The organism is Microcella sp. (assembly GCF_025808395.1).
Lineage (GTDB): Bacteria > Actinomycetota > Actinomycetes > Actinomycetales > Microbacteriaceae > Microcella.
This window is the reverse complement of record NZ_CP075524.1, coordinates 2684378-2697706: the sequence shown is the minus strand read 5'-3', so window position 1 is coordinate 2697706 and position 13329 is coordinate 2684378. Positions and strand designations below refer to the sequence as shown.

At 62.6% G+C, this 13329-nt stretch carries 15 protein-coding genes; 7 read left to right on the top strand and 8 right to left on the bottom strand.

Annotated elements, in window-relative coordinates:
- Positions 1 to 5 precede the first annotated feature (5 nt).
- The 8 genes from KIT89_RS13245 to KIT89_RS13210 form a co-directional block, all read right to left on the bottom strand.
- A complete protein-coding gene (locus KIT89_RS13245; RefSeq protein ID WP_297602342.1) occupies positions 6 to 392 on the bottom strand; it encodes a type II toxin-antitoxin system VapC family toxin in 387 nt (128 codons plus the stop codon).
- On the bottom strand, positions 393 to 689 hold the full coding sequence (locus tag KIT89_RS13240; RefSeq protein ID WP_297602341.1) for a type II toxin-antitoxin system Phd/YefM family antitoxin: 297 nt from the start codon (positions 687 to 689) through the stop codon (positions 393 to 395).
- A gap of 51 nt (positions 690 to 740) precedes the next feature.
- Positions 741 to 1499: a hypothetical protein gene (locus KIT89_RS13235; protein WP_297602340.1), complete on the bottom strand. Its 759-nt coding sequence runs from the start codon at positions 1497 to 1499 to the stop codon at positions 741 to 743.
- Positions 1439 to 2080 (bottom strand): hypothetical protein, encoded by a 642-nt coding sequence (locus tag KIT89_RS13230; protein ID WP_297602339.1) that lies wholly within the window; start codon positions 2078 to 2080, stop codon positions 1439 to 1441. Before KIT89_RS13230 ends, KIT89_RS13235 begins: the two co-directional genes overlap by 61 nt.
- A gap of 602 nt (positions 2081 to 2682) precedes the next feature.
- Complete coding sequence (locus KIT89_RS13225; protein ID WP_297602338.1) at positions 2683 to 3258, bottom strand: DUF305 domain-containing protein; 576 nt, start codon at positions 3256 to 3258, stop codon at positions 2683 to 2685.
- 484 nt (positions 3259 to 3742) lie between these two features.
- Complete coding sequence (locus KIT89_RS13220; protein WP_297602337.1) at positions 3743 to 4570, bottom strand: hypothetical protein; 828 nt, start codon at positions 4568 to 4570, stop codon at positions 3743 to 3745.
- Positions 4571 to 4596: 26 nt separating this feature from the next.
- Positions 4597 to 5184, bottom strand: coding sequence for a DUF305 domain-containing protein (locus KIT89_RS13215; RefSeq protein ID WP_297602336.1), 588 nt, complete (start codon positions 5182 to 5184; stop codon positions 4597 to 4599).
- Between the two features lie 493 nt (positions 5185 to 5677).
- Positions 5678 to 6682: an alpha/beta hydrolase gene (locus KIT89_RS13210; protein WP_297602335.1), complete on the bottom strand. Its 1005-nt coding sequence runs from the start codon at positions 6680 to 6682 to the stop codon at positions 5678 to 5680.
- Positions 6683 to 7060: 378 nt separating this feature from the next.
- On the opposite strand from KIT89_RS13210, the gene KIT89_RS13205 reads away from it, so the two are divergent.
- The 7 genes from KIT89_RS13205 to KIT89_RS13175 all read left to right on the top strand — a co-directional run bounded on the left by KIT89_RS13205 (position 7061) and on the right by KIT89_RS13175 (position 13200).
- A complete protein-coding gene (locus tag KIT89_RS13205; RefSeq protein ID WP_297602334.1) occupies positions 7061 to 8203 on the top strand; it encodes a peptidoglycan DD-metalloendopeptidase family protein in 1143 nt (380 codons plus the stop codon).
- 212 nt (positions 8204 to 8415) lie between these two features.
- Positions 8416 to 9558 carry a M23 family metallopeptidase gene (locus tag KIT89_RS13200; RefSeq protein WP_297602333.1) on the top strand — a complete coding sequence of 381 codons (1143 nt, stop codon included), beginning with the start codon at positions 8416 to 8418 and terminating at the stop codon, positions 9556 to 9558.
- A 64-nt stretch (positions 9559 to 9622) separates the two neighbouring features.
- The gene (locus KIT89_RS13195; protein WP_297602332.1) at positions 9623 to 9967 is read left to right on the top strand and encodes a helix-turn-helix transcriptional regulator; all 345 of its coding nucleotides are present in this window, start codon (positions 9623 to 9625) and stop codon (positions 9965 to 9967) included.
- A gap of 5 nt (positions 9968 to 9972) precedes the next feature.
- Positions 9973 to 10656 (top strand): cation transporter, encoded by a 684-nt coding sequence (locus tag KIT89_RS13190; RefSeq protein WP_297603970.1) that lies wholly within the window; start codon positions 9973 to 9975, stop codon positions 10654 to 10656.
- Positions 10653 to 11564 carry a cation diffusion facilitator family transporter gene (locus tag KIT89_RS13185; protein ID WP_297602331.1) on the top strand — a complete coding sequence of 304 codons (912 nt, stop codon included), beginning with the start codon at positions 10653 to 10655 and terminating at the stop codon, positions 11562 to 11564. The genes KIT89_RS13190 and KIT89_RS13185 overlap by 4 nt, the downstream gene beginning before the upstream one ends.
- Before the next feature lie 95 nt (positions 11565 to 11659).
- On the top strand, positions 11660 to 12748 hold the full coding sequence (locus tag KIT89_RS13180) for an NAD(P)/FAD-dependent oxidoreductase (RefSeq protein ID WP_297602330.1): 1089 nt from the start codon (positions 11660 to 11662) through the stop codon (positions 12746 to 12748).
- Positions 12745 to 13200, top strand: coding sequence for a hypothetical protein (locus tag KIT89_RS13175; RefSeq protein ID WP_297602329.1), 456 nt, complete (start codon positions 12745 to 12747; stop codon positions 13198 to 13200). The genes KIT89_RS13180 and KIT89_RS13175 overlap by 4 nt, the downstream gene beginning before the upstream one ends.
- Positions 13201 to 13329: the final 129 nt, after the last annotated feature.

Below are 13329 nucleotides of genomic sequence, written 5' to 3'. Positions count from 1 at the left end.
GGGCTTCACGGCGCTGGCGATGCGATGGGCATCCCCAGCGCGGCAGCCGCGGCGAGCAGTCGATCGTCGTACGCAACGAATGCAGTCAGCTCGTCGCGAAGCTCCAGGGCACTCGCGAGGTGAATCGCGTCGAGGCTGCGCACTGATGGCGGCGTTAGCCGAGCCGCGGTGTCGAGTACCCGCGCCTCGGCGGCCAGAAGGTAGGGCTGCGACAGCAAGTCGAGCGCCCGTGGCACCACCGAGGAGTCGACGCGAGCAATGGCCCGAATTAGTTCGGTTCTCATGAGCGCACTGGAAGCCCAGTCCTGATCGCCGATGTAGGCCCTTAGCGCCAGCGTCTCACCCTCAACGAGCAGCAGCTTCACCGCAGCAGAGGTGTCGAGATAGAGCACCTAGAGCCGCTCTTCGCGCTGCTCGTCAAGAACCTGAGCGATCGAGGGCCCGGTGTACTCCGGGTTGACCGGCACCGGAGGATTCGCCGCGAGCCACGCTGCGACATCGCCGCGCCCTGGCGTCATGCGCCCTTCGTCCATCAGTTCTTGAACGCGTGACTTTCTCACCGTCGGCACGGGACTAATGATCGCGACCGGCACCCCGCGCTCGGTCACCTCAATCGACTCGCCGTGCTTCACGCGCTCAAGGTACTTGCTCGCGTTCTGCCTCAGCTCGCGCACACCGATCCGATCCATGTGCTACACGGTAGCACCTGACTGTGGAAGGGGCCGCCGAAGTACCGCAGATCACGCGAAGACGCGTCGGCCGGCCACCCACGTGCCGACATTCTTGGTCGCGTGGATGCTCGCTGCGAGCCCAGCGAACGGGTCACGATCGGTCGCGGCCAGGTCGGCGACTGCCCCGATTGTAGGAGCTCGAGAACTCAAGATACTCTTAAGAATCTTTCGCTGAACTTTCGTGGGGAGGGTAGCGAATCCGCTGGGCTTGGTCATGGACAAGGACTTCGCGATGAAGTGGTTGTGCATCGACAGCTTCTCGGCGTTGTACGCCGGGTCGTACAAGGTTGCGTTGGAGAACGGCACGTTGCCGACCACCGCGTCGAACCCGTCCGCGGTCAGCTGCGTGTCAGCGAATGACTCGATGCGAATCTGCGCCTGCGGATACACCAGCTGGCTGATTCGTGCCGTCGTCGGGTCCACCTCAACACCCACCATGTGCACGCCGGCAGGGGCGGTGCCAATGAAGTTGCCCGAGCCGCTTCCAGGCTCGAGCACCTCACCGGTGGTGAAGCCGCTCTCCGCGAGCGCTTCCCAGATGCCGTGGGCGAAGTCGCGGGAGGTGTAGTGGGCGTTCAAGACCGTGCGGCGTGCTGCCGCCCACTCGCCGTCCGTCCAGATCGACTTCAGCTGTGCGCGCTCGTCGGCGTAGCGGGCGTCGTCCTCGTCGAACAGTTCCGGGGTGGCACCCCACCCCGGCCAGCGGGCTAGAAGACGCCGCTCTTCTTCGGTCGGCGCTCGAGATTCAAGAACCAGCTGCTGGAGCACACGTCCTGCAGATACTCCCAACCGAACGCGCGCTCGTCCTCGCACAGCCGGAGCATCCGCCACAGCACGCGCAACTGCATCGGATTCATCGGCCAGGAAAGCCCCTGCGCCTTCGCTACCGGCTCCAACACCTTCGCCAGCGCCACCTCCACCTCCGGCGCCTTCCGAAGCGACTGCTCCTGCTCCTTCGACAGCCAGAACAGGTTCAGCGACCGGTACTCGCTGGAGAACTTCAGCTCGTCCATCTGTTCCGAGTCCTCCACGTACTCCAGCAGCTCCACCGCGATCGGGCTCGACATGATCGGCGCGTTCCTCGCGTGCCGATACAGCAGCTGGAACGCCTCCAACGCGGTCGGCCTCGCGGTCAGAAAGTAGTTGCGCTCCGCTTTCGTGGTCCAGTACCCAAGTTCGGAGTATTCCGCAGTCTGCTCCGCGGCCCCGATCTCGTTCGCCACCATCCGGTCGTTCGTGAACAACCCCATCCGCTTCAGATACGGGTCGTCGGCCGACACCGTTCGACGGTTCAGGTCGATCTCCACCTGCCGCACCCGCTGCGGGTCCGGACTGAACTGATCGCTCATCGACATTCCTCTCCTCATCGCCCGCGACTGCCGGCTCTGCGTCATCGGGAGCTGAGTCCTCGAGCCCCCACAGGTCGAAAGACAACTGCATGTCACCGACATTCGGACCCCGCCTGCGAGCCACCGAAGCACTCCTCCACGTAGATATGGAGGCTCACGACGTGTGAGCCTCCGCCTACACGGAGATGTCGAGGAGCGCGCAGATTGCATGCCCCCTTGAGAGGGCCTACGGCGAGACATCCAATGCACAATGCACATAGGCCGAGACAGCTCGATCCCGGTCAAGATTCAGAACTAAGCGGACGATATTGGCAATTCGGAACGCCTTCTTCTTGGGGGTGATCTACCCGATCAATCTAGAAGTCGGGCGACGAACACGATGGATGATTTCAAACCACCTTCAGGCACCTCTGCCGGAGCGCTCCCGGGCCGGTGTTTGCCAGCGCCCCGGCGCGATCCCCATCGTGCAGCTGACGCGTGACGGCCGCATGCGGGCAGTCGACCTGCGAAACTCCCGCCGCCCTGCCACTGCGATCTTTGGTCTGGAGAGGCAACTAGCTAGTGGCCATCGCACACGCCGCCTCGTGCGGACTGATGCGTTGCTAGCTTTGGCAGGCGCGCAGTGCAGGTCGATCAAAGTCGGGCACAGCACGAGCTTCCGCTTCAGTGACCGTCGTCGCCTCGCCATTGCGAGCGATGTCGTCGATCAGCCACTCCATCTCTAGAATCTCGCGTCGCTGTGCCTCGCTAATCTCCTTCGCGAGTTCGCAGACGCGCACGTCGGTGATGCCGGCACGTTCTGACCGGGTTATCGCCAATGAATGATGCGGGATCATGGAGTTCATGAAGCTGGAATCGTCCACGGTCACCTGACTTCGGTCAAGTGCGATGCCGACCCCGAGCGCGAGCAGGCTGATGACAACCACGGCGATGTTTCGGCGAGTGCTGCGGTACATGTGCAGCATCCACGCGAGCATGACGAGCCCCATCGTGCCCGCCATCGTCAGCGCCATGAAGACCCGGCTCTCGCTGAACCGCACGTGGCTCCACTCCCAGGTGCCGGCGTACATGGTGGCGTACATGACGACGGCTCCTGTGAGCACCATTGCCGCGAAACGCCAGTACTGCTTCGCCGGCGTTTCCCCTGTGGAATCATGTTCGCTATGGTCGGTCGACATGAATTCTCCCCTCCGCTGGAAGTGCTGATGGCGTGATCATGCGCCACGATATGCAGATCGAGCAGCAAGGACGAGGGGTGGACATCACCCCAACACTGCGGTACCCCGCGCACAGTTTCCGAGCGCGTCGCGCGCCGGGATCGACCACCGGCGTGGGAACGACAGTGCCGCCGGGCCGCCACGGACGCACCTGCGACGAAGCAATCGCCGCTCCTAAGCCAGTCCAAGAGCGGTCAGAGGTGCGTCGAGCAATGAGTGTGAAGCGTTCAATGCTTTTGCGTGCGAACCCCGCTGGCACTATCCAGCACCCCGCTTCACGGCTTCCGCTCCGCTATCAAAGACCGCGTCGAAGCGTCTACGCATGTCTACCGAAGACCAGAATGAGCGGCACCACTGCCTCGTTATCGTGCGGCGCTGGCGTGAAGTACATTCCGACCTGGGGTACGGCGAACCGCCGCACCCCAGGTCAGCTAGAACCCAGCGATCACGTCCCAAGTTGCCCCGCCATCATCGGATCGACTGACACCGCTGATCCCAGCCGAAACGATCGCGCCATCACTTCCGACAGAGAGGGCATCCGTGAGGGGCGGCGCAACCCGATCGATGTCCAAGTCACGCCGTCAGCGCTGGTGTGGATGTATCCATCGACATCAACTCCGACGAGGAACGCATCAGTCGACGCGCCCTCCGGGCTTGACGCAATCAAAACCAGGAGCGGCGCCTCGTCCAGTGGCGTGAACGTCATCCCATCGTCTCTGCTGACCAGGAGGCCTTGTTCTGTCGTTGCATAGAGCGCCTCGGCGGCGGTATCCCAACTGAGTGAGCGGGCGCCAATCGACGCGCCAGTCATCCAGCTTCCCGCTCCGTCTCGACTGACCATGACCTGACCGGTCGCCGAATCAATGCCCGCCAGTGTTGATCCCCCCGGTGATTCCTTGATGGTCATGCTGTGGAAGTCCACGTCTCCGACGAGGGAGATCGGGGCGAACCCTTCGCCTACGAGGTCGAGTTCGTAGACGCCGATGTTCGCTGGGAGATTCTCGTCGAGCGCTGGGTGGCCAGAGAAGTAGATCGTGTCTCCGAGTCGCGCCATTCCCATGACGTCGCCTCCCCACTCGCCGAGACGTTCCACCGACCCGTCGGCCGCCACATGCAGAACTCCGTCATGAGTCGCCACGTACACCGCTCCCGTTCGCTGGTCAAGATCGACGGCGTGCACGTGCGACACCACGATGGGCTCCTCAGCAATGGGCACGTCCGTTGCCGGTGATGTGCATCCCGCAACGGTGACGGAGAGGGCGGCGACCGCCATCGCGGCCGCCGCTCCTGTCCGCTGCATTAGGAGTTGAGCATCGAGCGCATGAGCTCGATCTCCGCCGTTTGGCTGGCGATGATGTTCTCCGCCAGCTCGCGCACACCGGGGTGCTCGCCATCAGCAAGAACATCGTCGGCCATCTCAATAGCGCCCTCGTGGTGCACGATCATCTGCTCGAGGAACAGGTCCCCGGCTTCAGGTCCACTGGCGTCCTCAAGTGCCCGCATGTCCTCCTCGGTCATGCCTGCCATGCCGTCCATTCCGCCCATGCCGCCGTGATCCATTCCGTCCATGCTGTCGCTCATGCCGGGCATGCCCCAGTCATCGAGCCACTGCTTCATCTGCTCGATCTCGGGACCCTGGGCAGCCTTGATCTGCTCAGCCAGCTCAACAACCTCAGGGTCGACGCCCGACTTGGCAAGCAACACGTCGCTCATCTCGATGGCTCCTTCGTGGTGCGGAATCATCATCTGAACAAACATGACGTCTGCCATGTTGGCGCCGGAACTCTCGGACGGCTCGGTAGTGGTCGAACATGCAGCAAGCCCCATCACGGTGATCAGGGCGAAGGCACCAGACGCGAGCGCGCGGATGCCGAATGACTTCTTCATGGTTCTACTTCTTTCGTCAGTGTTGGTTGTTCGGTCGCAGTGATGGTGCGTATTCACGCAGACATCGGGCGGCGAATCACTGACGAATGATGCAGAGTTCCGTGAGCTCAGGCGGGCGCGGCTCAGCGAGCCGACGGGGTGTGGTGTCGACCCTCGACACTCCCGGCGCTAGCAGCCCATGACGAAAGGCAACGAGTGGCAGGACCAGGCTGATGACCACAATGAGCGCCAGGAACACACACGCCATCAACAGCCCGGCGTGATCGCCAGCACAATCCACGCACGTGGAGTTTTCGTCGTCAGAGAAGTTCGCGTCGAGATGAGGAGCGACAGGCGCAGAGTGGTCGTGCTCCAGGGGCATTGCAGACCCAGCCGCGGAGCTCGTCACGGCAGTGGAGTGACCGACGGGGGTCGAGCCGTGGGCGCCCATGGCAATTCCGACGACCGTGAATGTCGCGATCAGCACCACGTACCCTAGACGCCGAAGCATCACTCATACCTCCAGGGGGTATGGTCTCACATCTCCCTCAGTCGAAATAGCGTATTCGCTGAGAACAGAGCGCACGATCGATGCACAACGCTCCGGGTCGCTAAGGGGCAAGCGATGGCCGCCGGGCAGGCGTGTGACGGTGATGTTCGGGTGCGTGCGTTCGAGCTCCTCGGCGCGACCGGGAACTTGCACCGGGTCTTTCTCACCGTCGACCAAGTGAACGGGCACATTGCGCGCAGCTAGGTCTCCAAGCGCGTCCGACCAGCCCGGATCGCGCACCAGCGAGTCGAACCCTGCGATGTACCCCGACCAGGTGTGTTCGACCGAGTCCCGGGCGACCGCCACCGGGAGTCCCGGGCTGATCGCAATGGCAACCCCGCGAGCCACCGTTCGGTTGTGACACATCCACTGGCATACCCGTTCGGCAAGCGGGCCTTGGGCGAGCAGCGCCTCGAACCAACCCATGTGCCGAATCCGGTCGCTGGCCTCGTCGACGGATCGATACAGTGGAGCGTCGAAGGCCACAACAGCGCGTGTAGGTGAGTGTCGTGCACCAACCCTGAGAGCCAGAGATGCGCCCATGGAATGCCCGACAATCACGACCGGATTTGTGTGCACACCGAGCGCCCTTAGAGTCGCCAGCACCGCGTCAACGTGCACATCAGCGTCAACGGTCGCCCTAAGCGCTGGATGGTGGATCGAGGCGCCGAATCCAATCGGTTCGATGGCTAGCACGCGGGCATGCTGTCCAAGAACGTCGTAGGCTCTTCCCCAAAAACGCTCGCTTGAGGCAAGGCCCGCAAGGAGCACGACGACCACTTCGCCTTTGCCATGAATGCGCACACCGAGGTTCGCAATCCGGGCGCGCTCTCCCTTACCCAGTTGCCAGGATCGAACCTCTGGAGAGTGAGCATGAATGCCCAACCACACCAACGCGGGCGCTGCGAGGGCCGCTGCCGAAACAACATGTGATGCTTTCATGACATCGAAGCGTAGCCAGACGGCCACGGTCGCGCTCTGGGCGACCTACGGCGAGAACACACTCGATCCCGCTATGCCGCGTGCGAATCGCCCTCGTGAAACGCGGGGCTTGGGCTCTAGGTGCATGAACCCGGGACAGGTCACCAGGGCGACTCTCGAGTGTACGGCTCGTAATTTTCAAGATGCCCGACGTCGGTCGCGTGGCTCGGCCATCGATCTCAACGGCCGCGGTGCCTTCACTAGCAAGCACAGTCGAGTCGCCATAGCATCACAGTGCGACCCGTGAATCGAGCTCGCTGATTCGGGTAGCCGACGCACAGCCCTTGAAGTTACCAATCTGTTACAATCGAGACCTTCAAGAGGATCGCTAAACCCAACAATTGACATCTGAGGCTGACAACGACAGTGACGAACGAATTCCCCTGGGCGGCGACCCGCTCCAATGAGGGTCCCTCGACAACTACGAACGACGCGCTCGAGGTGCCCGGCTCCTCCCACACTCCGCCCTCCTTCAATCACGTGCCAGCGGTGATGAGTTCCGACGAGGCGCAGACCCTCGCATTAAGCCAGTCGCCCTCCAGCCACTCGACCGACTTCCAGACCCAAAGCCGTCGCGAAATGCGCGAGACAGAGCGCTCGCTGCGAACGAACCGCCGTGCTCCCCGCAGGACGGAAAGCGCACCCGTCGTGGCGGCATCACCGATCGGAAGCGTGGCCCAGAAAGTCGCGACGGCAGCCTTGCCGCGTCCGGTCGCCGCGCCTGCGGCGAGGACCCTGGTGGCGCTCAGCGCCGCTGAGCGGGCGCCGATACATCTCCGTGTCGCCCAGAAGGCTTTTCCGCCCGTCGTCTTGGTTGCCGCAACCGCCCTGCTAGTCAGCACCTCACTGCCCGCGACGGCACTATTCGACCCCGATGCCCCTCCGGCCTCCACTGTCATGGCGTCGATCGCCTCATCGGCCAACAATGATTCCGACCTCACGCTCGCCGCCGAGCAGGTCCTCACTCTCGAGGCAAGCACTGCACTGAACACTCCGGACGCCTCGCGGGACGACTGGAGCGTCACTTCGTACGCGGAGATGCTGCGCCTGAAGTACGGTAGCCGCGACTTCTCCTACTCGACCAGCGGCTCCGGCGCAGTGCGCTGGCCTTTTGCCGCGCCAGTGCCGATCAATTCGGGATTTGGCGAGCGTGTGGCTCCATGTCGTTCCTGTTCGAGTTACCACCAGGGGCTTGACTTTGGCGCGGGATCAGGAAGTCCGATTTTCTCGATTGCTGATGGGGTTGTGATTCAGTCCGAGTACAGCGGTGGCTTCGGTCAACACGCGATAATCGAACACACGATCAATGGTCAACGCGTTCAAAGCATTTACGCTCACATGACTGGCGGCAGCTCGCCGCTCGTCGCCGGGCAAGAAGTACGCGCGGGCGACTTAGTCGGGACCGTAGGGAACACGGGAGTTACTACGGGTGCCCATCTCCACTTTGAGATTCACATCGACGACATCGCCATCGATCCGTTCGCTTGGTTGCAATCCAACGCAAGCTAGCGAATTCTCCGTCTTCGGAAAGCGGTTGGTTTTGAAGCTGAATATTGCGGGTACTCGAGTGTGGCAACAGCAACCTGGTGAGATCACGTGGTCTAGTTGGCTTGTTCTAGTCGACAGGAGCCGAAAGGGCAACGATGGTCGCTCAGGCGAGAGGTAGGAGACTACGGGGACCTCGCGCGTTCACCGCTGCGATCGCGGCCATCGCTCTGCTCGTGACGGGCTCCATCGCCACGACCGAACAGCCCGCCTACGCCGTCGACTATCCGTCGTGGAACGACGTGCTCGAAGCGCGGCGCGATGTGGCGGCCGCCCAGGCCAAGATCCGCGAGATTCGCGCCGCCATCGAAGCCATCACCGCCGAGGTCGAGCGCACGCAGGCGATCGCCGAAGAAAAGGGCACCATCTACTACGAGGCGCAGCTCGCCTTCGACGAGGCCGCCTACAACGCCGAGCAGCTGCAGCTGCAGGCCGACGAGGCGCAGGCCCGCGCCGACGAGTCGCGCCAGCGCGCCGGCCAGTTCGTCGCCGAGCTCGCGCGCTCGGGCGGCAGCGACATCTCGGCAGCCCTGTTCACCAACCCCGGGCAGGCCGACTCGCTGCTCTCGCGACTCGGGTTCGCGAGCAAGATCACCGAGCAGGCCGACGGCATCTACGCCGCGGCGCTGCAAGACCAGAACGCCGCGCAGTCGCTCACCGACCAGGCGAACGTCGCCACAGAGATTCGCGACGAGCTGCGCATCGAAGCGCAGGCCGCCTATGAAGAGGCGCAGGCCGCGGCCCAACAAGCGCAAGACGCTCTCGTCGCGCAGCAAGAGAACCAGGCGCGGCTCGAGGCCCAGCTCGCCGTGCTCGTCGAGAACCGCGCGGCGACCGAGAAAGACTACGCAGCCGGCATCGCCGCGCAGTACGGCGCGGGCTCGAGCCTTAGCGCGGGGCAGATCTCGAACGGGTGGGCGGTTCCGACTACAGGATGGATCTCGTCGCACTTCGGCAACCGCGTGCACCCGATCAGCGGCACCGTCAGGTTTCACGCCGGGGTTGATATTGCCAACTCCGCCGGAACACCTGTCTATGCGGCCTCGAGCGGAGTGGTGGAGTTTGCGGGGTGGAGTGGTGGCTTCGGCAATTACATTCGGGTCAGTCACGGCAATGGAGTGACCACGGGGTATCCGCACCTTCAGAACGGCGGCATCTTGGTGCGTGTGGGGCAGCAGGTGACGGTGGGTCAGAATATTGGGCGGATGGGTACCACGGGGTACTCCACGGGCAATCATCTGCATTTCGAGGTGCGTCAGAACGGGGTTGCGACGAACCCGGTGACGTACCTGCGCAACAAAGGGCTCACGATCGGCTAGCTGTCGCACCAATCGCACTCGAAGCGAAGGCTTCTGGGTACATCGCAGGGTGCACCATGAGACGATGATCACTTCGACTGCTGTTCGACTTGACGCGATCCGTCGGGTCGGCAAAGCCCTCGCCGATCCGACGCGTGCCGCCATCCTGTTGGCGCTCCTTGATGGGTCTCGCTACCCGGCGGAGCTGGTGGACGAGCTGGGTGTCACGAAGCAAACCGTGTCGAATCACCTCGCCTGCCTGCGCGACTGCGGAATTGTAGTTGCCGAGCCATCTGGTCGACGGGTTCTGTATGAGATTTCGGATGCTCGGTTGCGTCACGCGCTTCAGGATCTCGTAGGCGTCGTCCTCGCCGTCAATCCGGTCGACGCATTGGACACGAACGAGAACGAGCTGGTGACGCGCGCGTGACGGCCATGGTTGGAGCGAAGCCGAAGGCGAGTCGCGTCGCTCTCTTGCGCCGACGAGTGAAGATCATCGTTGCCGTCACCATTGGGTACAACGTGATCGAAGGCATCATCGCCCTCCTTGCCGGCGCCGCCGCAGACTCGGCTGCGCTTATTGGTTTCGGGCTCGACTCTGGCGTGGAGGTGCTTTCGGCGACCGCGGTAGCTTGGAAGTTCACGCGTCGCGACCCCGAGCGATATGAGAAGCCGGTGCGTCGCGTGATCGCGTTCGCCTTCTTCGCTCTCGCCGCCTACACGATCGTGGGCTCCACCCTCTCTTTGACCGGGGTGACGACTCCCGAATCCAGCAACGTCGGAATCGTGCTCGCTGCCGTCAGCGTGATTGTGATGCCCTTCCTCTCGGTTCTTGAACGACGCACCGGTCGAGACCTCGGCTCGGCCACTGTGGTGGCCGACTCCAAGCAGACCCTGATCTGCTCGTTGCTTTCGGCCGCGGTCTTGCTCGGCCTCGTCGCGAACGCCGCGTTCGGATGGACCTGGGCCGATGCGCTTGCTGCCCTGGTGATCGGAGCCTTCGCCATTCGAGAAGGCGTCGAGGCGTGGAACGGTGACACCTGCGCTACCGCGATCGGCGAACTCATGGAAGGCTCCACCACTCACGAGCACGACCACGATGAGGAAATCCACCCGTGAGCGCCGACGAGCACACTCATGCCGGCGGCACGATTAATCGTCGGCGCCTGGCGATCGCTTTTGGCCTTACCGCCAGCGTTCTCGTCGCTGAGGTGATCGGGGCGATCATCACCCGGTCGCTCGCGCTGCTCGTGGACGCGGCCCACATGCTGACCGATGCGGGTGGACTGCTTGTCGCACTCTTCGCGGCCAAGCTTATGGAACGACCCGCAACATCACGCCGCACCTGGGGCCTCCGTCGTGCGGAGGTGCTCGCTGCCACCGTGCAAGCCGCTGTCCTGCTGGGCGTAGGTGTTTTCGTAGTCATCGAAGCTGTGCAGCGATTCAGCCAACCGGCAGAGATTGCCAGCGTCGAGCTCCTCTTCTTCGGCATCGTTGGCCTCGTCGCGAACATCGTCGCGATCGTGGTGCTCCCCGGCGGACGCGGGGACAACCTCAACATGCGGGCCGCATTCCTGGAGGTGCTCAACGACACCCTGGGATCCTTCGCCGTCATCGTCGCTGCTGTGGTGATCATGACGACCGGGTTCCAGCAGGCTGACTCGATCGCTGCGTTGCTGGTGGGCGTGCTTATTATTCCCCGCACGTTGCGCCTGCTCCGGGACGCCGTCGATGTTCTGCTCGAGTCAGTACCGCGCGGCATCGACCTCGACGATGTGCGACAGCACCTGCTGGATGAGGAGCATGTCGTCGACGTTCATGACTTGCACATCACGCAAATTGCTACTGGGCTGCCCGTACTGACTGCCCACGTTGTCGTGGAGGCAGGTTGCTTCCACGACGGCCACGCACCCGAGATCACTCAAGCGCTGCAGCGCTGTGTCGCCGAGCACTTCCCGGTCGCGATCGACCATGCAACATTCCAGCTCGAACCAGCAGGAGCGGTCCAGGCGCACGACATGCACTGACAAACCCGATATCGCGCACCCGTAACCTCTGTTTATCCGTGGGCGCGGAATTCAACTCATCTACTTCTCTAGAACTGCGAGTAAAAATAACGCTAATGATTCACGATCACGAAGTTGTCATTATCGGGGGAGGTCAGGCAGGGCTCGCCGCCGGCCGTCACGCCCAGTCGCAGGGACTGAACTACATCATTCTGGAAGCGAGCAACGCTGTCGGGAGTGCCTGGCGTGAAAGGTATGACAGCCTGACTCTCTTCACCCCACGATCGTTTAGTGGCCTTCCTGACCTTCGGTTGTCCGGCGACCAGGATGGGTACCCGACCAGGGACGAAGTCGTCGACTATCTGCAGCATTACGTCCAAAGCTTCGACCTCAATGTCGTACTTGATCAGCCAGTGCGCAAGGTCACGAAAGATGGCGAACAGTTCACCGTCGCGACGCAGTCGGCAACCTACACCGCACCGGCCGTCGTGGTTGCCACCGGCCCTTTCCCGACGCCTCGAGTACCGGCATGGGCTTCACTAACCGACGGCGTACGGCAGCTGCATAGCTCGGCCTACCGAAACGCCGCTCAGATCCAGGGCAAGAGAGTACTGGTCGTGGGTGGTGGAAACTCCGGAGCTCAGATTGCTGAGGAGCTGGCCGCTGAGTACGAGATTGATATGGCCGTCAATGCACCAACGCGGTTCATGCCCGCGAAGATACTCGGCAAGAGTTTGTTCTGGTGGCTCGACGCACTGGGCGTCCTCAACGCCCCCTCTGACAGCTTCAGGGCCACGACGCTTCGACGACGGGGAGACCCGGTCATCGGCACATCCCTCAAGCGCCTCCTGCAGCGCGGTGCCGTCAGGCTGAAGCCTGCGGCGATGTCCATGACAGAGGGAACGGTGTTCTTCGCTGACAAGACGAGTGGTCAGTACGACACGATCATCTACTGCACCGGCTTTACCGCTGACTATGGGTGGATGCAGATCCCGGACGCTCTCGATCAGAACGGCATGCCCTCACACAAGGGTGGACAGTCCGAAACCGTCAGCGGGCTGTACTTCCTCGGCTTGGGATGGCTTCGTTCACGAAACTCTGCCCTCATTGGTGGCGTCGGCACCGATGCCAAGGTCATCATCGATCGGATCGCCGGCAGCGTTAAGACCGCCGCTGCGCGCGACACTTCGGAGGCACGCAGATGAAGGTCCACGTTTCTACCTTCCTCAACGCGAGTCCCACCACGGTGTGGAGCACGGTTAAGCGCAAGGAGTTGCTTCATTACGTCATCGCACCGATGGGCAAGTTCTCGCCCCTCGATGGGATAACCCGAGGCGCCTGGATTCCCGGAACGGCGTATGACGGCCGAAGCTTCATGTTCTCGATCATCCCGGTGGGGACCAGGACAATCCTCATCGAGAGCGTCGATGACCGCTCGATGACAATTCAGTCACGCGAGCATGGTGAGATCGGGTTGAAGAAGTGGGACCACCTGATCGCGGTCAAGCCGGAGGGCGACGGGTCGCGCTACTCCGACACGATTGAGATCGACGCTGGTGTATTCACGCTTCTGTATTGGTGTTACGCAGAGATGTTCTATCGGCATCGTCAGCGCAAGTGGCGGAAGCTCGTCCGGCACAACTTCGCCGGCCTGTGAACAGCCCAAGCCGCACAGGCATGCAGGACATGAGCTCGTCACATCATGAAGTGCGGGCTGCGCGAGGGCGGTTCGAGACGCATTGCTGGCCTCAAGCATTCGAGCACGAGCTTCGCGTGGGCAGAGTCC